Genomic DNA, 25458 nt, shown 5'->3' with positions numbered 1-25458 from the left:
ACAAGGAAACTAATGATTTGTAAAAAATATATAAAGCGAAAGGATACTTCCTTTAACGTTTTTCCCATCGTTGTTCTAAGTGGAAAATGGTTAAAAGGAAAGCGGTTTTAAACCTGGTCATCAAATTGATGTGACCTATGTGGATCGTTGCAGACTACTTATTACTCTGGCGAGAGAACAACACTTCAAAATTCGCTAAGAAGAAGTTTGTTTTCTTGAGGCTTTTGATTGATATTCTATATTTTAAATAGGGCTATAATCCGCACAATATTTTTAGCATCTTAGCCACCTCAAGATCCATTCTTGAAAAGGCAAACCATTTTTTGCCCAGGTCCTTTAATGATGCTCCAATATGATAAAGCTCCGTACCGTCAATTATTATAAATCGGTCGTGAGCATCGGAGAAAATCTCAATCTCAATCGGAGGATATTGGCTGTTGTACCTTTGTAAATCCAGCCGTAACTGATTGCTGATGCTCTTGGTATATATTGTTGCGGTCACTTTGTGTATGCGTTTTCCTAACAAGGTAAGTACTGTATCATCTACATAATTATCAATAAGTATGATGGAGATTTTTGCATTTCGGATGATATTGGATACAAAAGTATAAGCATCAAAAATCTGCCCATCATAAAAAACACCTTTATCACTGTGTAGTTTATCTTTTTCCAATGCTTTAAAGATTGCTTCAAATTTTTGATCAGCTTCCAATTGTTTCAGTTCAATCTTATCCAAACGATGAAACAAAGAAGCGTTACTGATAAGTAAATGCCGCATTTCAACAAAGGCTTCCATAATTTCGACACTGACTTTAACGGCAATAGCTGAACGGAGTATGGCAGAAGCCATCGCAACACCTTGTTCAGTAAAAACATAGGGAAAATAACGTCTTCCGCCGTAGCTCAAACTTGAGGTTCCAATTTGGAACCTCAAGTTTTCAACTTCCTCTTTGCTCAGTTGAAAGCAGAAAGAAGCAGGAAACCTTTCAATATTTCTTTTTACGGCTTTGTTGAGATTCTTTGTTTCCACCTGATATAAGGAAGCAAGGTCGCTGTCAAGCATCACTTGCTTGCCACGAATGGTATAGATTAAATTCTCTATTTCTTTTTGAGCTATGATAAGTTTATTAGCCATTGTTTTTTCAATATTCTGATTATATGTAGGTTGAATGGTAAATATAATTATTTTTTCTTTTTATTTTCAAACTCAAATGAGGTTGTACAATCTTCTTTCAATACGATATACGCATCGAATTTTTTACCAGCTTTGCTTTTCATCCTTTTAATGAGTGTAGTTTTCCTTTTATTGATCAGGCTTTCAATATCGGCTATGCCGATATGTACGCCACACACATTGCGGAACTGAATCCAACTACAAACCTCATCTAGACATTTAACCAGTTTCTCTTTAATAGTCAATTTTTGATTTTTACATTTGGGGCAAGTAAGTTGAGGTAAGTTTTCTTGAATAATTGCAGATTTCATTAGCTCATTGGTAATCGCTTTAGCAAATGATTCCTGTTTTTCAGGAAAGCAATGGTTTCAAGTTCGCTATTTTTAATTTTTTTAATGCATCTGCATCAGTGATATAACTCTTAAAACTTGTCCAATCTCAATTGTTTAGGATGAATGCAAAGAAAACCTTACTTATAAATCGGAAGAATTTGGTTTGTGTTTTAAGGGGATGTTATTCATACTGTTGATAAACTGAGTTGTTGTCTGATTTGTTTGTGCTTTAAAGAACCTCATCAGATGGTTTGATTCTGAAAAATGGAGTATGTAGGCTATTTCGCTAATAGTTTTGTTGGAGTGTAGTAGTAAGTTTTGTATTTCAAAAAGAAGTCGTTGTTTTAGTAATTGAGTCGCTGTAGTATTAAACTGGGCTTTGACGGCTTTATTAAGCGAAATTCGACTGATGCCAAGCATTTCTGTATAATCTGCAATACGCTGCTTCTCCTTGATATGGATTTCCATTAGACTCTTAAAGAGAAAAGCGAAATTGTTTTCGGATTTCTTTAAAAGCAAGTTGTGTTGATTGGCGTATTGGCGATTCAGTGTTTGTAACAGATAGTACAACAAAGAGCGAATAATATGAACACTATCGGTTTGAGTATCCAGCAGTTCCTTTTTAATCTCTGTCAACAGTCCGCAGTATTTTAATAATTCATCCGTATTTATAGTCATTTTCAAAGGATGAACTAACTGATAAAAATAGAGTAATCGGTGAGTAAATAGTTTGTCTGCGAAAAAATCATTTAAAAAAGCTTCTTGAAAAATCAAAGAAGTTACTTCAAGGTCATTTGGCTCAAATTCCCATTTTCGTTTTTGGAATGGAGAAATAAAGATAATAGAACCTGCATTCAATTGAATTTCTTTTTGGTTTAGAAGCAGTACGCCCTTTGCTTTTTTAAAAAATAAAATTTCAAAATGATCGGTATCATAAACACCTAAATGGGTATAATCGATATCTTTTTCTGTCAACACATTTAATAGAAAATCAACACCGCATTCCGTTTTATGAAATTTAATCGTTTTCATATCTTACTTTTTAGTTTATAAAAGTAGTGAATTTTAAAAAAAGCAGCTCATACTGATAAGCTGTACCAAAGTATAGCGCTTATCAAAATGGTAGTATTCAATATCTTTTTGATACCTAAAAAATAACGCCTTGTATGGACCTTTGTATAGAACTCATCAATCCCAAAGACTTAATAGGGAAAAGTGGGATATTATTAAAAAGAAATATAGAAACTTATGAAAAGAAATCTTTTAGTAGCAATGACGCTGTTCGCTGGTTTAGCAATGGCACAAACTAATCCAGGGACAACGATAAGCGTTCAGTTGGTCAGAAACGCAACTTTGCTCCTAGAGTATGGGGGGAAAAAGATTTTGGTAGACCCCATGTTATCTCCTAAAGGAGTTATGGAGTCATGGGCTGGAATCGAGAAAAACCCTACAGTTGATTTAGTGGTACCTATACATCAAATCGTCGAAGATCTTGACTTGGTTTTGGTGACCCATGTACACCCTGATCATTTTGACGATGCTGCGAGTAAAGTTTTAGATAAATCTATAAGACTGATAAATCAGCCAGCAGATAAAACTTTTTTTGAAAAGCGCGGTTTTAGTAATGCAAGCGTTTTAGACGACCATATATTATGGAATACTATAAGTATCACGCGTATAGATGCGCAGCACGGCTCTGGCGAGGTACTGGAAATGATGGGCAAGACATCGGGCTTTGTATTAAAGGCAGAAAACCAACCGACGGTGTACATTGTTGGAGATGCAATCTGGACAGATGAAGTTAAGAGCACTATCAAAAATTTTAATCCGGACTATATCATTGTTAATTCCGGAGGGGCGTATATTCAAGGTTTCGACGCTACACCAATCATCATGGATGAAGCGCAGACGATGGATTTGATAGGACATAGTGGCAAGGCTAAGGTAATTGCTGTGCCTATGGACGCTTTGGATCATTGTCGGACAACTAGAAAATCTTTAAAACAGAAGGCTGCTGAATTCAATATCGGAACAGACAAATTGATAATTCCTCAGGATGGCGAAAAAATCATACTTTCTCTTTAAGCTGCATTAAATCCCTTAGTCACAAAGATGCTGTTTAAATTTTTCAACGTTCAAGGGAGTCGTTGTAAGCATAAATGAAAGGTTTGATATATATTTATAAAGCACCTTTTTATCATTAATGTCGACAAATTTATGTACCGTATTGTTTTTAAGCCATAGAATGTTCCCCAATTTAAAACAGGAGTTATGCTAGTTTACAACAGGGTGAAAAACCTTTGCGTTTAGCTAGAAAAAGCTTGGTACTACTGACAACAAGCTGAAAATTGAATTTTTTATTGCGGTTTTAATTATTTAGGTGATACTTTGTAACTTTGGAGTTCTAAAAACATTTATTACTTCACTCATTACAAAGCGTATGAAGACAATTAATCAGAGATTGTTTGATTTACTACAAAGTTATTTTAGCGCAATATCCGTAAAATCAAAAACGAAGCTGATTGAAGAGGGGCAGCGGTCTAAGCAGTTTTATTTCTTAAAAAAGGGTGTTTTAAGAGGATGGACCTTACATGATGGCAAAGAAATTACCTTTCAATTTTTGTATGAAGAACAGTTCTTCTGTAGTATTGAGAGCTTTTGGTATGACAAGCCCAGTCAATACACCTTGGAAACTCTCGAAGATGCAGATTTGCTTATGATTGATAAAGAGCGGTTACTCGAATTGCTAAAACGCGATTTGCCACTGCTACAAGCTTTTAATGAGTATATTATTCAACGGATGTTGGACTATCAGAAATTACTTATCGGGCGCATTAAAGATAATCCTGAAAAACGGTATCAGAAGTTAGTGACGACGGCTCCTGAGATTTTTCAACGAGTGCCACAACATTATATTGCTTCGTATTTGGGAATCACAGCTGTTTCGTTAAGTAGGATTCGAAATAGACTCTAATTAACAATTGTTATCGCAATTCTTGTTGCGGTGTTTCATCTTTGCTGTATCATTAAAATATTTAAAAGATGGAAACTACAGTTAAAGAAATGTTGCACGAGATTATTGAAAATCCGGTGTTTGACGAAAAAATAATTGATTCTTATTTTGCGTATAATTATCTACAAATCGTAGATCACACTCACTTAAATCTCAAGCAGTTTAAAAGCCATATTCAAAAATTAAAATCTCTAATAGCTAGGGTGGAAGTGGAAGTTTTGAACTGTGCCTCTAATGATAAATCCGTTTTTACCAAGCATTTGGTTCGTTCGATATTAAAAGATGGATCGAAACACACTCATAAGGTTTTTGCTGAATTTGTAATAAAGAATGGGAAAATTTTGAAATGTGAAGAGCTGACCTTTTTAATTGAGGGTTCTGAAGCGGGGAAAGATTTGGGGTCTGTATTGTAAATGATTACCGTGTTTTTTTTACAACTGAATTGGAATTACATATCCCAAATAAACGTATAACCATTTTTTCAGATGGTTTATAGAATTCCATTATAGTAATATGTTTCTTAAAAATACTCAAGCCTTTAAATACGATTCCAAAAGGTTAACTAAAATGCTCTCATTTGAGAAAAAAAATTCCCGAGTTATGACTTTTTAGGAGAATGACGGCATTCTAATATAAGTTCTAAATTCTTTCACTATACAAGTACTAGCTTCTCCGGAACTCGGTGGGAGCTAGGTTTTTTTGCTTGCGTACGAATTTGTTTAAGTGACTTTCATCGTTGAAACCAAATTCGAAAGCGATTTCACCTATTCGCATATCGCTATATTTCAATCTGTTTTCAATTAGGTTCATACGATAATGCGTTGCATATTGCTGAATGGTTTCGTCTGTATGTTTTTTAAAAAACCGACTAATGTATGTCTCCGAAAACCCAAGGTGTTTAGCTATAACTTCTAATCTCAATTGTTCAGGTTGATAGATATTACTCTGAATATATTGCAAAATATCCCCCACTTTTGTATCTGTCGATGCCTTGATTTTTTCAGGTAAATGAATAGCAATATTACGTGCAATGACCATAATCAAGGTATTAATTAACTGCTGTACCATATCGTTGCTATACAATTGCTGTTGACGATTCTCATCACTGATTGTACGGGTTAGCGATTCGACTAATTTCTTATCGTTTGGACTGTTTATCACACATCCTATCCTTAAACTGGTGTTATTGAGTATGTATTCCAATTGATGTACACTATCGGTACCCAACTTTTTATCATGGAGGTAGAAATTATTGAACTTAATAAATAAAAATTCAGTAGTCTCCTCAACATCAAAAGAGTATTTATCCTCAGGAATCAATAATAACAAATCTCCTGATTGATAAGGCGCTTTGTGATCATTAACCCATTGTTGACCCCGCCCTTTGACGATATATACAATCTGAAAGAAATTGAGAATATTATCACGTAGCGGACAGTCGTCAACTATCTCAACTTCGATCTCGTAAGGGCTATACATGTTTTCTGCTTTCATGTTGCAAAGATACCGAACAAGTGTTGATATGTACAAATTTTAAGGCTATTAATCTGTATAAATTTGCTTTGTAAAAATAAAATTATATATGAGAGAACTACAGCTTTATTTCAACCTAGATTATTTGAATGCATCCGTTTTCCTTAAAACCAATTAAAATGAAAAAAATAATTTATAGTATCACTGTACTATTTCTTTACAGTTGTTCTTCAAAAACTACTCCCGAATCTACTGAAAAACTTGCCTTACCTGTTATTGAACTAAAGCAAATAAATACGGAAACGTTTAAAGAATACCCAGCAACGATAGAAGGTATCATGGACATTGAAATTCGTTCTAGGGTAGATGGACATTTAATTCAGCTCTATGTTGATGAGGGGACCTACGTAAAAAAAGGAGATCCTTTATTTAAAATAGATGACTTGCCTTATTTAGAACAACACAATCACGCAAGAGCTGAGTTAACTGCGTCAGAACACGCATTGATAAATGCAAAATTAGAACTGGATAGACTTGTGCCTTTAATTGAAAATAAAATCAGTTCTGATTATGAATTGAAGATTGCAGAAACGAATTACAAAATAGCAATAGCAAAAGTTACGCAGACAAAGGCAGCAGTTGCAACAGCAAAAATTAATGTTGACTTTACAACGATAAAAGCTCCAATTTCGGGTTATGTGGGACGACTTCCTAAAAAGTTAGGAAGTTTAATTAATCGCGGTGATTTAGAGCCTTTGACAAGCATTTCCAACACTGACCAAGTTTTAGTATATTTTTCTTTAAGCGAACTAGATTTTATCGATTTTAAGGAAACTTATGAAGGAAATACCCTAACGGATAAAGTAAGGCAAGTGCCTGCAGTTTCTCTTCTGTTAGCAGATCATCAACTTTATAGCGAAAAAGGAAAAATAGATATGATTAATGGTCGGTTTGATAAAACGACTGGAGCGATAACTCTTCGCGCAATTTTCGCCAATCCAAAAGCAGTAATTCGATCCGGCAATACTGGAAAAATACAATTGCGTATAATGCATCAGCACGTTTTTTCGGTTCCCCAGTCCGCAACAGTAGATATACAAGACAAAACTTTTGTTTATGTACTCGATGAGCATAATAAAGTTCATGCTCAAGCGATTCAAATCATAGCCAGTCGCGGTAATAATTATTTATTCAAATCAGACTTACAATTCGGAAATCGGATTGTGACAAAAGGTATTGATGCGCTGGCGGATGGAGATGTCGTAACGGTTATCGAAGAAAATTTGTAATTACTAATACCTTATAAATCAAGTAAAAAAATGTTCAAAATATTTATTCAACGACCTGTATTAGCTACAGTAATCTCAATTTTTTTAGTCATGTTGGGGTTATTGGGCTTATACAAATTACCGTTACAACAATTTCCAGATATTGCTTTGCCTGCAGTTCAGGTCAATGCAACTTACCCGGGGGCCAATGCTGAAACTATTTTACGGTCGGTAGCTCCATCACTCGAAGAAGCAATAAATGGCGTAGAAAACATGAGCTATATACGATCTACCGCGAGTAATGACGGCTCCTTGACTATTGTTATTTATTTCCGTTTGGGAACTGATCCTGACCAAGCCGCAGTTAATGTGCAAAATCGAGTGTCTCAGGCAACAAGTCAATTGCCTCAAGAGGTTTTACTTGCTGGTATCACCACAACAAAACAACAAAACAGTTTGATTATGGTATTGGGTATGTACACGGAAGATGAAACTCTATACGACCAAACTTTTTTATCTAATTACGCCCAGATCAATATAATTCCTGAGATCAAACGAATTCCAGGAGTGGGAAAAGCGGGAATTGATGGTGGTGATAAAAGTTACGCGATGCGTGTTTGGTTAAATCCGACCAAAATGGCCAATTATAATCTAACGCCAACGGAGGTATATGAAGCCATAAATGACAACAACTTGGAGGCTGCGCCGGGAAAATTGGGGGCGAACAGTACGGAATCCTTCGAATACGTTATTAAATATAAAGGGAAACTAAATAAACCAATAGATTATGAGTCTATTATTGTAAGAATGCATACAGACGGTTCGTTGATACGGCTTCGTGACGTGGCACGTATTGAGTTTGGTGCGGCTACCTATACCAACCATGTACGCATAAACGGCAAACCGGGAATTAATATTGATATTTTACAAGCCCCAGGGTCCAATTCAAATGAAATACAAAAAACGGTTGCTGAGATTATGTCCAAAGCCGAGAAAAACCTTCCTCACGGAATAAAACAGGCTACTATATATAATACGAAGGAAGCTTTAGATCAATCTATAGAACAAGTAATATATACCTTGATCGAAGCATTTATTTTTGTTTTTATTGTGGTATTTCTCTTCCTACAAGATATTCGATCTACACTTATTCCTGCAATTTCAGCTATTGTAGCTATAATAGGAACCTTTTTTTTCATGTATATTTTTGGATTTTCTATTAATCTGTTAACTCTTTTTGCGCTTATATTATCGATTGGAATTGTAGTAGATGATGCCATTGTGGTGGTAGAAGCCGTGCATAGTAAAATGCATCAGGAGCATATGCCTGCTAAAGAGGCAACCCTATCGGCAATGAGTGAAATTACCCAGGCAATCATCTCGATTACCTTAGTGATGTCGGCAGTATTTTTACCTGTAAGCTTCACAGAGGGCTCAACAGGAGTATTCTATCGGCAATTTGCATTAACCTTGGCCATTGCGATTCTTTTATCTGCAATCAATGCCTTGACATTAAGTCCCGCGCTTGCAGCGATATTACTGAAAGTAGATCCGAAAAAAGATAAAGCGCTTAGTGTAAAAACGAGCTTTAAAGAGCGATTTTTTACTGGGTTTAATACGGGATTTGAGAAATTAACAAACAAATATGCTCGGACCATTAGGTTTTTAATACAGTATAAATGGTGGAGTATGTCGATGTTAATAGTCGTTGCATCCCTGACTTTATTTATTTCAAAGAAAACACCTACCGGTTTTATCCCTTCGGAGGATCTACGGTTTATAGTCATAGCCTTGTCTATGCCTGCGGGTACATCACAATACCAAACCGAAAAAACAATGCAAAGATCAGAAGCATTACTTCAACCATTGGAATCAAATGAAATTGTAAATGCACTGTACGGTTCTGATCCGCTTACAGGGACCACGAGTCCGTCAGCAGGAGCTATATTTATGCTTTTAAAGCCTGCTAAAGCTCGAGGCGAAATACAGGATATTAATTTAATCATGGAACAGATTAGAAAACGACTAACTGCAATTAAAGAAGCTGAATTTTTTGTTTTTACCGTGCCTACTGTTGCAGGTTTTAGTAACGTTGACGGTTTGGATATGGTATTGCAGGATCGAATGGGCAGGGATTTGCACGTTTTTGGAGATGTCTCAGATAATTTTATTAAAAAATTACAAGAACGTCCCGAAATTGATATGGCTTTTACCTCATTCAAATCCGATTATCCTCAATTAGAGATTCAAGTTGATAAGGAAAAAGCAGCTCAGTTGCATGTAAGGGTTAGGGATATACTAGAAACCATGCAAACGTATTTTGGAAGTACACAAGCTTCCGATTTTAATAGATTTGGAAAGTATTTCAGAGTGATTTTACAAGCAGATAAATCCGATCGTTCCGAGCTGTCTGCAATGGATGCTATTTACGTTCAGAATAAATTAGGCGAGAAAGTGCCACTTAATTCCTTAGTTCGCTTTGAAAGGAGCTACGGCCCAGAAACCGCTTCTCGATACAATCTTTTTAATTCAATCGGAGTTAATGCTATTCCTAATAACGGATACAGCACCGGCGATGCGATTAATGCTGTTGATGAGGTTGCCTTGCAATATTTACCGGCTGGGTATTCTTATGAATTTACTGGTATGACTAAAGAAGAGATTGCTTCATCTGGACAGTCTTTAATAATCTTTCTCATTAGTATTTTGTTTATTTACTTTATTCTGGCGGCTTTGTATGAAAGTTACATCTTGCCCCTTGCTATCTTGTTTTCTATTCCTACGGGTTTATTAGGGGTGTTTTTGGCAATAGGCATGGTTGGTATAGAAAATAATATTTACATACAGGTTGCTTTGCTGATGCTGATCGGATTATTAGCCAAAAATGCTATTCTTATTGTGGAATTTGCTATTCAGAGAAGGCGTTCTGGCAAATCATTACTAGCTTCTGCTATAGAAGCTTCTAAACTTCGTTTACGACCTATATTAATGACTTCTTTCGCATTTACAGCGGGACTTATTCCGATGATGCGAGTAACAGGACCCTCTGCCATGGGAAATCAGTCGATTAGTGTCGCTGCAACAGGTGGTATGTTGAGCGGTGTGTTATTGGGAATTTTCATTATACCTGTGCTCTATGTACTGTTCCAGTATTTACACGAAAAAATTTCAGGTAAAACTCAAAAATTAAATTAAATCATATGATTAAAAATATAATAATCGTTATAACGGTATTAGCGTTGACAGCCTTGTCTGGATGTAAGGTATCAAAGGTAGAAATTGATACACCAATGAATGCTTTTCCAGACAAATATCGAACGGACAATCTAATGGCGGAAGGACCTACAATAGGGCAATTATCGTGGCGATCTTTTTTCCAAGATGAACAATTAATTCAGCTGATAGAGATCGCATTAAAAAGAAATTCAGATGTTTTGATAGCACTTCAAAACATAGAAATTTCAAAATGGCACTTAAAAAATGCGCAAGGGGGAAATATACCTGATGTACAGTTAGAGATCTATACTTCTAGAGCATTTCCTTCCGAGTACAATGCGTTAGTTAACCAGAATAATACGCACATTGATGATTTTAAAGTTGATTTAGCGATGAGCTGGGAAGCAGATATTTGGGGAAAAATTAAAAATCAAAAAAAAGCAGATTGGGCAAGTTATTTACAATCTGGAGAAACTAAAAACGCAGTACAAACAGCTTTGGTAGCACAAATAGCGCAATGCTACTATAACTTAGTGATCTTGGACAACCAAATGGGTTTAGTTCAAAAAAATATCGAGTTAAGTAAGAGTACGACTACAGCAATTCAATTGCAATTTGAAGCGGGTAAAAGCACTTCATTAGCCTTAGAGCAATCAAAAGTCCAAGAACTAGAAGCTGAAAAATTAATACCCAATTTACAGTTGCAAATTTTGATTCAAGAAAATGTATTAAGTGCCCTGACTGGAGTTTTTCCCGATACGCAACAACGACAGCAATCTTTACAGTATATAGGAATAATAAATAATGTGCAAATAGGCATTCCTGCGATTCTTTTATCTCAACGACCAGACGTCAAAAGTGCTGAATTAGACCTTAAAATCGCCAATGCAAATGTGGGAATTGCACAGGCTGCATTTTACCCTACTTTAACTTTAAGTGCAAACGGAGGGCTGCTTGCATTTAAAGCGAGTGACTGGTTTAATATCCCTGCATCGGTATTTGGAATGGTAGCAGGAGGTATTAGCCAACCAATTTTACAACGCAGAACAATCAAGACAAAATACCAAATAGCACTAGCTAATCGGGAAAAAGCGGTTATTAAGTTTCGCGCAGCAGTATTGAGTGCAGTTACAGAGGTATCTAATGCCCTAGTACAATTAGATAAACAAAAGGAACAACAAGTGATTTTGGTCAAACAGAGAGAGGCTTTAGAGAATAATATAGTTAAGGTAAAGATGCTGTTTACTGGAGGGCGAGCTAATTATCTTGAAATATTAACTACTCAAAATAATTTGCTGACTTGTGATATGAATTACACTATCAGTAAACGCGACGAGTTATTTGCCCGTATCGAATTATACCGTGTTTTAGGAGGAGGATGGCAATAAAACAAAAATTCAGTAGGTTTTCTAAATATTAGTTTTAATTTCGGTCGGAATAATAAAATTTTAAATGCAAGATTTAAACAGAACAACGCCTGTTGGCGCAGTGGCATATTTTCGAAATTGTATAAAAGATGGGGATGTGAACGGAGCGCTGAGTTGCTTTCATCCGGAAGCGGTTTATATCGATAGAGATGGTAGGGAATTAAGGGGTTTGAACCAGATTGAGAAAGCCATGCAAGCGATTTGTGCTTTACAATTTCATATTAGCGGAGCTACTCCACATATATCCATTGTCGGAGATTTGGCTATGTGGATGGACCTTTGGGAAATGAGCGGCACTACTCCAGATGGGCATCCGATTCAGATGACGGGACATACCGCTTGTATTATGAAAAAAGATCAAGCCGGAAATTGGTTGTGGATCGTGGATAATCCTTTTGGTTCTGCGGTGTTGCAAGCAAGTGGATTATAAGAAACCTCAACTTATTTGTAAAATATAGATCGACTACAGTTTTATTATGAATATGGTGTTTGTAAGAAACAACAAGGTCAGGTGTTCGTTATAGTGGGATTGAATTTTAAAATTGTCAAATGGCACAAACTTCAGCAGTGTATTAAAACCTTTAAATAATGCAATTCAAAATAATATTTATTCTTATCTTATGTACTGTAAGCTTTGGTTATGGGCAAAAAAAGATGGCTAATCCTGAAGGATTTATTCAAAGTCAGAAAAAGAAAGTAGACCAGACATGGATACGAGAAAACCCGACTTTAAAACCTACAAAGTCGTCATTCTTCAATAAGAATAATGAGCATTTATATTTTGTGGGTATAGCTCAAATAAGCGGAGAAAACAGACCTTTTAGTTGGGATGACGATTTGTCTTTTCTACAGTATTTGCTGAATGCTAATCCTCAAACGACCATCACAGGAGGGAAAGCTGCGGATGACTATTTTAAAGGAACAAAAGTACGGTGGAATAATACGGTAGATGCCCTGCTTGTATTCGATAATCAGAACTATAAAACCGCAGTAGATTATTGGCATTTAGGGGAGGTTACAGAATGTGCGGAGACAATCATTTTTCCCAATCTTTTTTTTACTAATGTTTCGAATCTTTCTACAAGTGAGAATACGGGTATTCAAGGTTTGGTTTTATTGCCCTATAGCGCTAGTTTTAAAGTCAAAAGCAGTGAGGTCAAAGTAATTACCCAACAAAATCAAACCATCTCGGGCATGGGGTACGATATAGATAATGATGTTGTATGGGATGTTTTTATTTATGTAGAGGAAATTGATGAAAGCGCTTCCTATACCCGACTGTATCGCAATATCAGTGGACAATGGATTTGTACTGGAGTTCACTTAGATCAAGAGTGTGTTTAGGTTGTTTTAATACGTTTGTTGGAAAAGTAAAAAATGAATAAAATTTATATTTTAAGCGGATTAGGTGTCGATAGAAGAGTCTTTGATCGCATTGATTTTGGAAATCTTAACCCAGAATTTATCGATTGGATAGAAACGATTTACAACGAATCATTGGCTGATTATGCTAAAAGAATGGTACAATTAATTCCAGATGAGAATCCTATTCTAATTGGTTTGTCTTTTGGCGGAATGGTTGCCATAGAAATTTCTAAAATCATCCAAACGGAGAAACTAATCTTAATCGCTTCTGCAAAAACCAAATACGAACTCCCTTTACTTTATCGAATTGCAGTAATTTTGAAATTGAACAAGTTAATTCCCACTTTTTTTTAAAACAACAAAACTTTATACGAATTGGTTTTTTGGAGTTACTACAACGAAAGACAGACAATTGTTAAGGACCATTTTACTAGAGACGAACCCTCGTTTTTTAACGTGGGCAATTCGTGAAATTGCCAATTGGAACAACGAGTTTGTGCCCAATAATTATATTCATATTCATGGAAATGCAGACAAAATAATTCCGATTAAAAATGTAAAACACGATTTTCTAATTGAAGGTGGAGGTCATTTTATGACCGTAAATAAAGCAAAGCAAATTGAAAAAATATTTCTTAATAATTTGCGTGAAATCCGTGAAAAGAAAACTGAGTGAAATTTTTAAAATAGTCGAAAAAAAAAGTCATAGACACTATTACTTCAATGTTGAATAATACGCTATATTGCAAATCTCAGGAGTATACATAACACTAGTGAAAAAGAGTATAATATGGAGATAAAAAGTATAGAATATGACTGTTGATTTTGTAAAACCAACAGTCATATTTTCAATTGTAGGATTTTTCATTCCTGGATTTACAGCTATTGCAAATTTAGCAGTTCAGATGCTTTTAAATGGTTTAGGCGTAGAATGTACTATTGCATTTGAGCTGATTTGGATATTGTCAAGTATTGGTGCGTTATTGCTGCCTTTTCTGTTTTATAGATATTTAAAATGGTTGCCGCTTGAAAAATTAAAAACATTACCCATATTGTTGACGGTTTTTAATGCATTAGAATATGTTCTAATTCAATCGAGTTTGATTCCAGTGTTTACAAATGCACAAAGTCTCTGCTATGGAAATGGAGGCCAAAATGGACTTGAATTGGTTTTTACGGCGTGGATAGGATTACCAATTTTAATTTTATTAAGCTTTTTATACAACCAAATTCTTAAAAACAGAATTTTTTAGTTGGCACGAGATTGTGCCGCGAAAACATCAGTTCGATAAAGAAATAGATATAAGGTTTTAAAAACAAGTTGTATATAAAATGAAAATACCGACAATACACGGATATATTGAAAGAAGAATTTTAATAAACTTCATCGCAGATCCCAAAGTTATTGAGCAAATTGTGCCGCTACCTTTTCGACCCAAAATTTATAAGGGAAAAGCCATTGTAGGAATCTGTTTGATCCGACTAAAAAGCATAAAACCAAAAGGGTGGCCTGATTTTTTAGGAGTGAGCTCTGAAAATGGGGCTCATAGAATTGCAGTGGAATGGGATGAAGAAGGAGAAACAAGATCGGGGGTATATATTCCTCGAAGGGATACTTCATTACAGTTAAATGCCCTCATAGGAGGGAAATTATTCCCAGGTAAGCACAACTTCGCAAAATTCAATGTCAGTGAAAATGACGGAAATTATCATATTGCTTTTAAAAGCGATGATGACACTGAAATTGCGATTGAAGCTTCTGAGACAAAAAATTTTAATAAACAGTCTGTTTTTGAAACCATTGAAAACGCTTCTGTTTTTTTTGAAGCAGGGGACTTGGGGTATTCTCCAAATAAAAGTAATTTCGAGGGTTTGAAATTAAAAACTTATAGCTGGAAAGTTCAACCACTAAATGTTGCAAGGATTAAGTCAAGTTTCTTTGAAAACGAAGCTGTTTTTCCAAATGGTTCGGTGGTTTTTGACAACGCTTTGCTAATGACAAATATCGAACACGAGTGGACAACTGAAGCCGATAAATAAAAAGGCGCGTTTTACAGTGCTTAAACCGCATGTATAAAAACTTCAATCAAGTGTTTTCGTATGCTTTTATTTATAAATTAAAAATGGATAAGTGCCAGTTGTAAACGTCTAATAAAAAAAGAAACATGCTTAAAGAAATAAAAATATTTTTACTCGTAATAGGGAGTATATTACTGATATCGATAGGATCTTTTTTTCTTTTTTTACATTTTGCGTTTGACGGGGCTTTTACAGGACCTTCTTATAACAAAAAAGATCTTATTGAGAATTATAAAAAGAAAAAAGATGAAATAATTGAAGTAAGGAATTATTTTAAGTCAATATTGCCAGATGGAGCAGGAGTATCTATTGAATTTAAAAATGACGATGAACTATCGATATTTCACGTTAAATTAGACAGTGTATATCAGAGTAATTGGAAGCTAAATACAAAATCGCCTAAAGTAGACTCACTTCTTGTTGAATTGGGGTGGTCAACAATAGAACTTCAAACTCTAAAAGAGAAATTAGACAAAGCCAATTGTATATCTATAAAAGGTAGAAATCCAGTTGTTATTGGATGGCAAAGAAGTGGTATGGGGATGTTTTCTTATAATATTTTTAATCAAAATTTAGCCGATGATGAAATTCCAAGTTATAACGATGGCTGTAATTATATCTTTTATAAGACTAACGTGGTTTTAGAATATGCTGGGGGTGCCATTGGCGAGCAATGTTTTTCAGAATTGGATCGCAAATAATCGAGAGTGAAAATTTCAGTTGGTTAGACATGACTTATATGAAGTTATCAAAGATTAGCTAATAATTCAAGGTTGTAAAAACAATGTTATGTATAAATACTTAATACTTATGCAATCAATGGAGCGTTACATGAAAAATTAGAAAAGGAAGAAATAGAACAAAAGCTTTTAAATCAGTTTCAGATTTTAATCTTTGGGTGTAGCCCAATTGAGGATGTTTTTTGCTGTAAACATGTGGTCCTCGGCAACAAGGAACGGTCAGCATCGACTAAAAATCAACCAATTTAGATAACGAAATGTTCAAGGCATTGGCAACTTCCAATAAAGTAAAAAGTGTTGGGTTGACCTTGCCATTTTCGAGCTTTTCGATCGCCTGACGGTCTTTGTTGCATGCTCGCGCTAAATCAGACTGACTCCAACCACGCTGTTCTCGTAGTTTTACAATCTGCTTGCCGAAATCCATCTTTAGTTTTTCTCTTGTCATATAAAAATACTATAGTTTGATTTTGTTATTTATGTCTGTCGTATAATGTTGTGACGATGAAGAATTTTATTTAAAACAAGGTTTTACTCAAATAATGCGTAGCATGTCCCTTTGGTCTATCCTGTAAAGTGGCGAGTAGGTTATAACCGTTTTTCTCGTAAAAGGGTTTGGCTTGCCAACTGGTGGTTTCTACCAAAGCCTTTTCACAGTGATTTTGTCGGGCAAAATTTTCAGCTGCCTCTATCAATTGCTTACCGGTTCCTTGACCTCGACAGGCTTCGGACAACCACAACAACTCGATGTGTAACGTATTCCAATAACAACTGGCTCTAATGCCTCCTTTCACTTCATCCGCATCGTCCTTAGCAAATACAAAAAAGCGCACTTCCGCTTCATTTGGTTCAAGTTCTGGTATACTGGCTTTATTAAAATCAGTAATACCTTGGCTAATGCTTTGCGCATCAGTACTACTGGCAGTTGTTGTAATCGTTATATGCATTTAAAGTTTTTTTAGAGTTAAAAAATCAGAATGCCATCAATTGCGACACCGAATTATATATTGAAATTTATTAAAAGTTTAGAATATAAAACGCTAACAAATTATAAATCGAACTAAAATAGGCAATTCGATCCATTTTTTTTGCCTACGTTAATAAATAAATGGTATTAACAGGGTTGAAATAGGATGTTGATTGCGCGTAATGCTGTAGTAGTCGTAACAATTTTTCTATCTTTAGGCAAATCAAATTAGAATTAAAGACTTGAGTAAGGTCAAGTTGAAAATAAAAAAAATAAATATGAAGGAGTCTGGCATATCGCGAATGGATTTTATTAAACGCTCCGCGTTGGGATTGGGAGGAGCTGCTCTACTGCCGAGTATATTGCATGCAGAAAACCAAGACACCACCCCAGATGTTACCACTAAATCGATACATACAGAAAAAGACTATACGTTAAAGAACGTGAGATTAGAAGTGGGTTTTGACTATGAGGGCGATGAGGTGGTTGCAACAAAAACGGCGCTTTTTACCATTGAAATAGCCGATTATCGGATAAAGGATATTAGAGCCAATCAACCGGATTCGAAGGTTATGGATATGAAAGGAATGTTGATGCTCCCTTCTTTTAGAGATATGCACATCCATTTGGATAAAACCTTTTATGGAGGGCCTTGGCAAGCCGTAAAACGCAGAACAGGCGGCGTAAAGGGTATGATTGAAATGGAAAAGGAGCTTTTGCCCGAGCTGTTAAAAACATCGACACAGCGTGCTGAAAAACTGATTGAATTATTACAATCTAAGGGCAGTGCTTTTGCGCGTAGTCATGTAAATATAGATCCGACAGTAAAACTGGACTCGCTTAAAAATTTGCAAATAGCCTTAGAGAACAAGAAAAACGGTTTTGGAGCGGAAATTGTCGCTTTTCCTCAACACGGTGTATATTATACTGATAGTGTTCCTTACTTAAAAGAAGCGGCTAAAATGGATATAGATTTTATCGGAGGGGTAGATCCTTTTTCCATCGATGGAGCTATTGAAAAAACGATGGATCTTACGGTTCAACTCGCTTTAGATCATCAGAAAGGGATTGATATCCACCTACATGAATCGGGGGAATCTGGCGTTAAAACGATAAACTATTTGATTGATAAGGTCAATGAAAATCCAAGTCTAAAAGACAAAACCTATTTGAGTCATTGTTTTGCCTTAGGCAGATTGGACAAAGTTAAACAGGAGGAGATGGCAGAAAAATTAGCTGCCGCTCAAATTGGTATTGTATCGACCATTCCTTTTGGCGGATTGGTAATGCCCATTCCAATCTTGATGAAAAAAGGAGTAAAGGTATGGGTGGGAAATGACAGTATAATTGATCATTGGAACACTTTTGGAACAGGAAGTGTATTGGAAAAAGCCAATCTTGCCGCACAGTTATACGGATATTCCACGGAATTTGACTTATCGAGGATACTTAAATTAGCGACTTCAGATGTCTTACCTTTAGATGACAAAGGGGTGCAACAGTGGCCCAAGGTTGGCGATGAGGCCAATTTGGTGTTTCTCGATGCGAGTTGTTCCGCCGAAGCCGTTGCTCGAATATCACCCGTAACCGCATTGATATACCAGGGAAATAGGGTATTTTAAAACATATAATTATGAGAAAAAATTTTTTTTTATTCGTGCTTGCAGCCCCTCTAAGTATGTGGAGCTGTACGGCGAGTTCAACTGAAAATACAGAAGTTATGACAGATCAGGAAATAGTAAAATTAGTCCAAAACAATGATGTAAACGCTGTAGCCCAAGCTTTAAAAGCAGGTGCTAAAGTTCAGGCAACCGACAGTGATCAACGCAGTTTATTACTTATCGCTACGGTCAGAAGTCAGATCGAAATGGCGAAACTATTAGTAAAGCACGGAGCCGATGTCAATCAGCAAGCACTTAATTTAGACAGTGCATTTCTCTACGCTGGAGCGACTGGACAAACCGAATTGGTAAAATTGTATTTGGACCACGGTGCCCGTTTCGATGTGTTTAACAGATATAACGGTACGGCTTTGATTCCCGCTTGTGAACGCGGACATGTAGAAACCGTACGTTTGTTGGCCAATACTAAAGACTTTCCGATTGATCACATCAATCGCTTGCAATGGACTGGCTTGATGGAGGCAGTTGTTTTGGGAGATGGTAGTGTAAAGTTTCAGCAAATCGTTCAAATTCTAAAAGAGGCAGGAGCCGATTTAAGTATTCCCGATCGAGATGGAATCACAGCTTTACAACATGCTAAAGCTAAAGGGTACAAGGAAATAGAGCAAATTTTAAAAATTTAAAAATTTGGTATTACATTATATGTATAATTACGAATCTAGGTGGTTATAATAGAGGAATTTAATACTATTTGTTTTAATTGTTTACTAATTGTTTGTGTTGTATTTTTGAAAAAAATACCTAAACGAATATCTTATGTTTAAAAAAATAGCTTTTTTTGTTTTAGCTTCTTGTATGTTAGCTTCTTGCTCTAACGATGATTCTACATTGCAAAATCCTGAAATTGTAAACCCAGAAGTGGGAAATCCGATTATAGAGGGACAATTAAAATCACTAAAAGTTGTAAGTAACCTTGATGAACAAAACATTTTAAGTATGGTTGTTTTTAAGTTGCAGGACAGTAGTGCTAGTGGAAACATAAAATTCCTTGCATTGGCTGATAAACTAAAAAGTAATCTAGATTCGCTTACTTGGGAGATTAAGGGAGGAGCCACAAAAATGCAACTATTGCAAAAGCAAGGTGATTCTTATAGTGTTAAACTTGAATGGGGACATCACTTTTATCTACCAGGAACTTATACCACCTATTTAAAAGCGTATAAAGATGGCTTAGTTGTCGCAAAAGATTCAACGAGTACTCGAGTTTATGTGGATGGCGATTTTTTAAATATACAGTGGAACAAGCCCGATGGAAATTTCAATATGAATACCGGATTTATCAATAATGGTAATGAGGATTATAGTTTTTCTCTTTTCACTGAAAATCGAGATGGCATACTTTCGTCTATATTGAATGTTCGATTTGACGATAAACTATACGAAGGAAATTCAGATGATCTCGCAAATCGAGAATTGGAGGTGCTTACTAATTACATAACAACTTTGTATGGGGAGGCAAAATACCAACAAACGAACGAGTCAACTTTTATCGAATATAAGAAGCTGTTTAAGAGAACAGTGCAACAAGACCAAGTTTTAAAAATATGGGTTGGAAAAACTTCTAATATAGTTCTTTTAAAGAAAGCCACTTGGGCAGAATACGGACATGGATATGAAATCTATGCCGAACCCAAATCTTAATTTTCAACAATAATTGTTGAGATTTTACCTAAAAGGGACGGCAGTTATTTTAAATATTGCCAATGTTTATATCTGGTAAAATTTTTATAGTGCGCGTAAAAAAATCGCAATGATTTTACAGCCCTAAAGTAGTCTTTAAATCCCACTGTATTAAAATACGTAAAAAAGCCTAAAACTTCAATGTTTTGGGCTTTTTTGTTTTTCCACAATAAAAAATTTTAACAGCATTTGATTGGTCAAACTCACCGCTATGTTGCTGATCCCATTTCCTTTTTGATTTAAGTCAATGCTTCCAAAAATGAAGCGGTATAATTTTGTCGAATAATTGTATATAGATGCAAGAACTCGAAAAAATTATTTGGATATCGACTGTTTTAATCATTCTGATATCGCTAAAGGATAGGATCAAATTAGCTTTACCGATTTTACTGGTTTTGGCTGGATTGCTGTTGAGCTTGACTAGTTTTGTTCCATCGATTGACATGACTCCAGAGTTGATTTTTTACGTCGTCTTACCTCCGATATTGTTTGATGCAGCTTGGAATACGTCTATACCCGAATTTAAAAAGGAGTTTCCGAAAATTTCGATACTCGCTGTGGTTCTGGTGTTTTTAACCACCACCATAGTAGCGGTAGTGGTTCACAGTCTTATTCCTGGTTTCGGCTGGCCTATGGCATTTGTGTTAGGAGCTATTGTTTCCCCTCCCGATGCTGTAGCAGCTACGAGTATTACCAAAAGTATAGCTTTGCCCAAAAAGATGATTACCATCTTAGAAGGCGAGAGTTTACTCAACGACGCCTCGGCTTTGATAGCCTATAAATTTGCTGTAGTGGCTGTGCTCAGTGGTGGTTTTTCGTTTTGGAATGCCGGTTTTCAATTTGTTTTTATCAGTTTGGGTGGAATTGTTGCCGGTATCATCATTGGATTTTTGTTTTTAAGAATCTACCGATTCTTTAACGGTAATAGCAATGTCGAAACCTTCGCTGTGGTTTTATTGCCTTTTGCTACTTATAGTTTGGCAGAGCATTTAGGCTGTTCGGGCGTCTTAGCCGTAGTGGTGGTGGGGATGTATTTATCGTGGAATTCCTTTGTGGTTTTTACGACAAACAGTCGTATGCAAATGGGGCATTTTTGGGATGTGATTATCTTTGTAATCAACGGATTCGTGTTTTTGGTTTTAGGTATGCAATTGCCGAAAATTATTTCAGACACTCCCCAAAACGAACTGCCGCTTTTAATTTTCTATGGCTTTCTAATTTTTATCATCTTGGTTTTGGTGCGTTTGTGTGTATTGTTTGCCTTTCCCCTTTTAGGAGGTGCATTAAGAAATAAAAGTCAATCGGGCTTATCGCAGTCAAGCAAGGAGTATTTGATTATTTCTTGGGCAGGTATGCGCGGTGTGGTGTCGTTGGCAACGGCCTTAGCTTTGCCGTTAACGACCAGCGAGATGGTTCCATTAGCGCATCGAAACACGGTATTATTGCTGTCTTTTGTTGTGATCGTTTTTACCTTGTTAATACAAGGCTTAACCTTGCCCAAATTGATTCAATGGATCAAACCCGCTAAGGATTTAGATCGAGAGGAGGGGACCTTAAATGTTTTACTACTATACAAATCCATTTCGTTTCTAAAAGAATTTAGCGCGGATGATGTTGATATGAAGCAAGCCGCGACGACTATGCTGGAGAAACTGCAAGCGGAAAATCACAACCTCCTAACGGAATCGGAATCCGTTAAAGGGATCAATTCGAAAAAGGCCTATTTAAATCTGGAATTGCAATTGGTCGAATGGCAGCGTACAACATTGACTCAAAGTTATAAAATCGGCGCCTTTTCGTTGGAAACCATTAGGAAAAAAGAAATAGAACTCGATTTCTGGAAGACAACCATTGAACACGAAAGTGGGCAATCGTATTAATTCAACAAGTGTGGTGTTTATCAGTACAAACAGTGCGAATATGGAAGAGGTCTATTTACGATTGGAACGCGATTCACATGATTTAAATAATTTTTTTTTTTGACCTAAGTCAAAGTTTAGTACAGGCATTACTCACAAATTTGTACGTGTTATCACAACGGTGATATTTAATAAAAACAGCTATAGAGATGAAAGATATGTTACAGACATTTGGTATCAATGCCAAGGAAAGAGTAGAACGGGCACTCAGTGAATTACAAAACGGAAAAGGAGTTTTATTAATTGACGATGAAGATCGAGAAAATGAAGGCGATTTGATTTTCTCTGCGGAGAAAATGAATTTGGACAATATGGTGCAGATGATTCGCTATTGCAGTGGGGTGGTTTGTTTGTGCATGTCGCATCAAAAGGCTGATGCACTTGATTTACCTTATATGGTTACAGAGAATTCCAGTTTGTACCAAACCCCATTTACCATTTCTATTGACGCTCGAGTAGGAGCTACCACGGGACTCTCAGCTGCTGATCGACTCGCGGCTATCAAAGCGGCCAGTGCAGACAATGCTCAGCCTAATGATTTGGTGAGACCGGGGCATATATACCCTTTGCGAGCTCATAACGATGGTGTATTTGGTAGAATAGGTCATACGGAAGGCAGTGTTGATTTGATGCGTCTCGCTGGCTTAAAACCGTTGTCTGTCTTATGTGAATTGATGAATGACGACGGTACGATGTCGCGATTACCTGAAATTACGGCCTTTGCCTTGGAATGGCAGCTAACCGTGTTGACCATTGCAGATATCGTTGATTATAGAAAACAGTTTCCGAGTGAATAACCGCAATAACCCCTATCTCTAAAGATGAATAATACCCCTATTAAAAAAATACGCAGCGTTTTTACGGTCAAAAATAAAAGCTTCCTTACGCCACATTTTATTCGTGTGGTATTTGATATTCGAGAAGACCAATTACCGCTTTTATCCGAAGTTACTTCAGGGTCTAATAATAAAATTTTTATACCGCCTAAAGGAGTTAAACTGATTTATTTTCCGGAAAGAGGTAGAGAAATAAATTCTGAACTCGTTGCCAAAGTGCGAACCTATACCAATCGCAGCATTGATTTAGAGAAACGGGAATTAACCATTGACTTTGTAGTGCATGGAGAAAATGGTCCAGCTTCAGCATGGGCTATAAATGCTCAAGCTGGAGATTGTTTGGGGATTGGAATGAAACAAAGTCACAAACCGATACTGCCCAATTTGGAGTCCTATTTATTGGTTGGAGACGCTACAGCTGTACCAGTTATAAGTGCGATTTTGGAACAATTGGCTGTGGGGGTAACGGCCAAGGTGTTCTTGGAAGTAACTGAAAAAAGTGACGAATTGATGTTGTGTTCGGCAGCATCTGTTGATATAAGGTGGTTGTACAATCCAGAACCGGAACGGGGTAGTTTGTTGAGTCATTGTATAAAACAATTTCAGATGAACAACCCCGCTCAAAACAATTTTGTATTTGTAGCGGCAGAATACAGCACGGTAAAAGACCTCAAAGTATTTTTTAGAGTGCAACTTGGGTGGGATCCCGATTTTATCTCTACCACTACCTACTGGAAATCTGGGGCGTCCGAAGAAGCAACTGTTGAAAAGCAGCAAGGCACTTTATAAAGCGACTTTTTATCGGTAAATTTACAAATCACGGATTGGGAAAAAATGGAAGCACAATTAACTTCATATATAAAAGACAGAATAACCGTATCGGATGCGGATTTGGCAACGATACTGTCGTATTTTAAACCGATGCATTTGAAGAAAAACGAGTTGTTATTGACGCACGGCCAAGCCAGTCAACGCACGTTTTTTGTAAATCAAGGGTGCCTTCGGATTTTTTTCATCAATGAAGAGGGGATAGATTCTACCCGATATTTTGCTTTTGAAAATCAGTTTGCTACAGCATTGGTCAGTTTTATTACTTCGGAACCATCGGAAGAATTTGTCCAAGCCGTTGAAGAATCCGAAGTTTATTATATCACCCATACCGATTTTTACCACTTACTTGACGTCGTTCCCCAATGGGATAAATTTTATAGAATGTATCTTGAGATGGCCTATGTCAACAATACCAAAAGGTTGATGTCGATGATGATTCAAGATGCCTTGCAAAAATACCGCCAACTGTTAGATGAAAATCCGCGTGTTGTACGTAGGTTGTCGAACAAAATGGTAGCTTCGTATCTCAATATTTCCCAGGAAACCCTGAGCCGTTTAAAATCTAAACTCTAACTTTTTTTTGACTCAAATCAATGTTTTGAATGGTAAAAACCAGCAATTTTACCATATTAAAATGCAGATTATGAGCAGTCAAGAAAAAACTTTTGAGATTTATAGTGGGGTGATACTTCAAAAGCGTCAAATAGCCCTTCATACTTACCACATCAAAATTCAAAGTGCGTATTTTTCGAGGATCAAATACCAAGCGGGTTTGGCGATTGAAGTGTTTTTGTCTAATCCGTATTACGATTCGGGTAGTGTGGCACGTACGTATTCTTTTTGGAATTATGAACCGGTATATAACACGGTTGATTTGGCGATCAATACGTTCTCCAACGGCAGAGGATCCCGTTGGGTAAAATCGGTTCAACTGGGCGATGTCATCTTTTTTAAACCGCCATCCGCGCAAATACCCCTGGACGAAACCGCCGATGAATACCTGTTGATTGGCGATGTCACTGCGCTATCTCATCTATACGAAATTCATAGAGCAATAGCGGTGAGTAAACGCGTGAGTAGTTTGGTTTTTTCCGCTAATTCCGCTGATTTTTTTGCCGATATCGACAACAGTTTCCCATTGACTAGCATTATCGTAAATTCTTTAAAACCCGAGTTAATCGTGGAACACATACCCCAGTGTTTTTCGCAGCAAACACCCAATGCTATCGCCTATATATTTGGAGATTCTAAAACGACTTCCTTGCTAGAAAACTATTTAAAGCAACATCCTTCTTTTAATTTAAGAAAAATCCATGTCCAAAACTTTTGGGGTAAAGAATAAACAAAACAAACTTAATAACGCTTACAGGTTATGTTGTTCCATTATTAAATAAGATACTAAAAAAACATCTTAAATACAAGTGTCTAAGGTGTTTTTTTGATTAAAAGTAAGTGAAAG

Annotated in this window: 27 protein-coding genes; 21 read left to right on the top strand and 6 right to left on the bottom strand. The window is 36.3% G+C overall.

The annotated features are described in order from the left end of the window. Nucleotides 1–253: 253 nt before the first annotated feature. The 3 genes from L1275_RS09210 to L1275_RS09200 form a co-directional block, all read right to left on the bottom strand. A complete protein-coding gene (locus L1275_RS09210) occupies nucleotides 254–1135 on the bottom strand; it encodes an ORF6N domain-containing protein (protein ID WP_253472065.1) in 882 nt (293 codons plus the stop codon). A 47-nt stretch (nucleotides 1136–1182) separates the two neighbouring features. After that, the gene (locus tag L1275_RS09205; RefSeq protein ID WP_253472063.1) at nucleotides 1183–1485 is read right to left on the bottom strand and encodes a topoisomerase C-terminal repeat-containing protein; all 303 of its coding nucleotides are present in this window, start codon (nucleotides 1483–1485) and stop codon (nucleotides 1183–1185) included. 162 nt (nucleotides 1486–1647) lie between these two features. Then, nucleotides 1648–2538 (bottom strand): AraC family transcriptional regulator, encoded by an 891-nt coding sequence (locus tag L1275_RS09200; RefSeq protein WP_253472061.1) that lies wholly within the window; start codon nucleotides 2536–2538, stop codon nucleotides 1648–1650. Nucleotides 2539–2754: 216 nt separating this feature from the next. Here L1275_RS09200 and L1275_RS09195 point away from each other — a divergent pair, with 216 nt between their 5' ends. The 3 genes from L1275_RS09195 (at nucleotide 2755) to L1275_RS09185 (ending at nucleotide 4932) form a co-directional block, all read left to right on the top strand. Then, entirely contained in the window at nucleotides 2755–3591 is an 837-nt protein-coding gene (locus tag L1275_RS09195; RefSeq protein WP_253472059.1) for an MBL fold metallo-hydrolase, read from the top strand. Nucleotides 3592–3946: 355 nt separating this feature from the next. Next, nucleotides 3947–4480 (top strand): Crp/Fnr family transcriptional regulator, encoded by a 534-nt coding sequence (locus L1275_RS09190; RefSeq protein WP_253472057.1) that lies wholly within the window; start codon nucleotides 3947–3949, stop codon nucleotides 4478–4480. A 68-nt stretch (nucleotides 4481–4548) separates the two neighbouring features. Next, nucleotides 4549–4932, top strand: coding sequence for a hypothetical protein (locus tag L1275_RS09185; RefSeq protein ID WP_253472055.1), 384 nt, complete (start codon nucleotides 4549–4551; stop codon nucleotides 4930–4932). Nucleotides 4933–5182: 250 nt separating this feature from the next. Here L1275_RS09185 and L1275_RS09180 read toward each other — a convergent pair whose 3' ends face one another. Then, complete coding sequence (locus tag L1275_RS09180) at nucleotides 5183–6013, bottom strand: AraC family transcriptional regulator (RefSeq protein ID WP_253472053.1); 831 nt, start codon at nucleotides 6011–6013, stop codon at nucleotides 5183–5185. A 158-nt stretch (nucleotides 6014–6171) separates the two neighbouring features. Between L1275_RS09180 and L1275_RS09175 the strand changes: the two genes are divergently transcribed. The 10 genes from L1275_RS09175 (at nucleotide 6172) to L1275_RS09130 (ending at nucleotide 16048) form a co-directional block, all read left to right on the top strand. Continuing rightward, nucleotides 6172–7281, top strand: coding sequence for an efflux RND transporter periplasmic adaptor subunit (locus tag L1275_RS09175; RefSeq protein WP_253472051.1), 1110 nt, complete (start codon nucleotides 6172–6174; stop codon nucleotides 7279–7281). Nucleotides 7282–7311: 30 nt separating this feature from the next. After that, entirely contained in the window at nucleotides 7312–10455 is a 3144-nt protein-coding gene (locus L1275_RS09170; protein ID WP_253472049.1) for an efflux RND transporter permease subunit, read from the top strand. Between the two features lie 5 nt (nucleotides 10456–10460). Then, entirely contained in the window at nucleotides 10461–11864 is a 1404-nt protein-coding gene (locus L1275_RS09165; protein WP_253472047.1) for a TolC family protein, read from the top strand. Nucleotides 11865–11928: 64 nt separating this feature from the next. Beyond that, the gene (locus tag L1275_RS09160; protein WP_253472045.1) at nucleotides 11929–12333 is read left to right on the top strand and encodes a nuclear transport factor 2 family protein; all 405 of its coding nucleotides are present in this window, start codon (nucleotides 11929–11931) and stop codon (nucleotides 12331–12333) included. A gap of 224 nt (nucleotides 12334–12557) precedes the next feature. After that, nucleotides 12558–13247, top strand: a complete 690-nt coding sequence (locus L1275_RS09155) for a hypothetical protein (RefSeq protein WP_253472043.1) — start codon at nucleotides 12558–12560, stop codon at nucleotides 13245–13247. Nucleotides 13248–13280: 33 nt separating this feature from the next. Then, nucleotides 13281–13622 carry an alpha/beta hydrolase gene (locus L1275_RS09150; RefSeq protein ID WP_253472041.1) on the top strand — a complete coding sequence of 114 codons (342 nt, stop codon included), beginning with the start codon at nucleotides 13281–13283 and terminating at the stop codon, nucleotides 13620–13622. Nucleotides 13623–13680: 58 nt separating this feature from the next. Beyond that, the gene (locus L1275_RS09145) at nucleotides 13681–13944 is read left to right on the top strand and encodes a hypothetical protein (protein WP_253472039.1); all 264 of its coding nucleotides are present in this window, start codon (nucleotides 13681–13683) and stop codon (nucleotides 13942–13944) included. Between the two features lie 136 nt (nucleotides 13945–14080). Then, complete coding sequence (locus tag L1275_RS09140) at nucleotides 14081–14521, top strand: hypothetical protein (RefSeq protein WP_253472037.1); 441 nt, start codon at nucleotides 14081–14083, stop codon at nucleotides 14519–14521. Between the two features lie 79 nt (nucleotides 14522–14600). Beyond that, nucleotides 14601–15308: a DUF2071 domain-containing protein gene (locus L1275_RS09135; RefSeq protein ID WP_253472035.1), complete on the top strand. Its 708-nt coding sequence runs from the start codon at nucleotides 14601–14603 to the stop codon at nucleotides 15306–15308. Nucleotides 15309–15433: 125 nt separating this feature from the next. Further along, on the top strand, nucleotides 15434–16048 hold the full coding sequence (locus tag L1275_RS09130) for a hypothetical protein (protein ID WP_253472033.1): 615 nt from the start codon (nucleotides 15434–15436) through the stop codon (nucleotides 16046–16048). 268 nt (nucleotides 16049–16316) lie between these two features. Here the strand turns inward: L1275_RS09130 and L1275_RS09125 are convergent, their stop codons facing one another. Together L1275_RS09125 and L1275_RS09120 are read right to left on the bottom strand one after the other, a co-directional pair. Continuing rightward, entirely contained in the window at nucleotides 16317–16511 is a 195-nt protein-coding gene (locus tag L1275_RS09125) for a helix-turn-helix domain-containing protein (protein WP_253472031.1), read from the bottom strand. A gap of 91 nt (nucleotides 16512–16602) precedes the next feature. Further along, the gene (locus L1275_RS09120) at nucleotides 16603–17031 is read right to left on the bottom strand and encodes a GNAT family N-acetyltransferase (protein ID WP_253472029.1); all 429 of its coding nucleotides are present in this window, start codon (nucleotides 17029–17031) and stop codon (nucleotides 16603–16605) included. 298 nt (nucleotides 17032–17329) lie between these two features. Between L1275_RS09120 and L1275_RS09115 the strand changes: the two genes are divergently transcribed. From L1275_RS09115 to L1275_RS09080, 8 genes are all read left to right on the top strand, one after another. Further along, nucleotides 17330–18673, top strand: a complete 1344-nt coding sequence (locus tag L1275_RS09115; RefSeq protein WP_253472027.1) for an amidohydrolase — start codon at nucleotides 17330–17332, stop codon at nucleotides 18671–18673. A gap of 11 nt (nucleotides 18674–18684) precedes the next feature. After that, a complete protein-coding gene (locus tag L1275_RS09110) occupies nucleotides 18685–19356 on the top strand; it encodes an ankyrin repeat domain-containing protein (RefSeq protein ID WP_253472025.1) in 672 nt (223 codons plus the stop codon). 133 nt (nucleotides 19357–19489) lie between these two features. Beyond that, on the top strand, nucleotides 19490–20374 hold the full coding sequence (locus L1275_RS09105; protein WP_253472023.1) for a hypothetical protein: 885 nt from the start codon (nucleotides 19490–19492) through the stop codon (nucleotides 20372–20374). A 335-nt stretch (nucleotides 20375–20709) separates the two neighbouring features. Then, nucleotides 20710–22293: a Na+/H+ antiporter gene (locus L1275_RS09100; RefSeq protein ID WP_253472021.1), complete on the top strand. Its 1584-nt coding sequence runs from the start codon at nucleotides 20710–20712 to the stop codon at nucleotides 22291–22293. A 188-nt stretch (nucleotides 22294–22481) separates the two neighbouring features. Further along, the gene (ribB, locus tag L1275_RS09095; protein WP_253472019.1) at nucleotides 22482–23129 is read left to right on the top strand and encodes a 3,4-dihydroxy-2-butanone-4-phosphate synthase; all 648 of its coding nucleotides are present in this window, start codon (nucleotides 22482–22484) and stop codon (nucleotides 23127–23129) included. Between the two features lie 24 nt (nucleotides 23130–23153). Next, nucleotides 23154–23957 (top strand): siderophore-interacting protein, encoded by an 804-nt coding sequence (locus L1275_RS09090; protein WP_253472017.1) that lies wholly within the window; start codon nucleotides 23154–23156, stop codon nucleotides 23955–23957. 45 nt (nucleotides 23958–24002) lie between these two features. Further along, the gene (locus L1275_RS09085; protein ID WP_253472015.1) at nucleotides 24003–24572 is read left to right on the top strand and encodes a Crp/Fnr family transcriptional regulator; all 570 of its coding nucleotides are present in this window, start codon (nucleotides 24003–24005) and stop codon (nucleotides 24570–24572) included. A gap of 70 nt (nucleotides 24573–24642) precedes the next feature. After that, entirely contained in the window at nucleotides 24643–25341 is a 699-nt protein-coding gene (locus tag L1275_RS09080) for an FAD-binding oxidoreductase (RefSeq protein ID WP_253472013.1), read from the top strand. Nucleotides 25342–25458 lie beyond the last annotated feature (117 nt).

Source organism: Flavobacterium sp. HSC-61S13 (assembly GCF_024171535.1).
Classification (GTDB): domain Bacteria; phylum Bacteroidota; class Bacteroidia; order Flavobacteriales; family Flavobacteriaceae; genus Flavobacterium.
The sequence above is the reverse complement of the archived record's forward strand: the minus strand, read 5'-3'. Positions and strand labels throughout refer to the sequence as shown.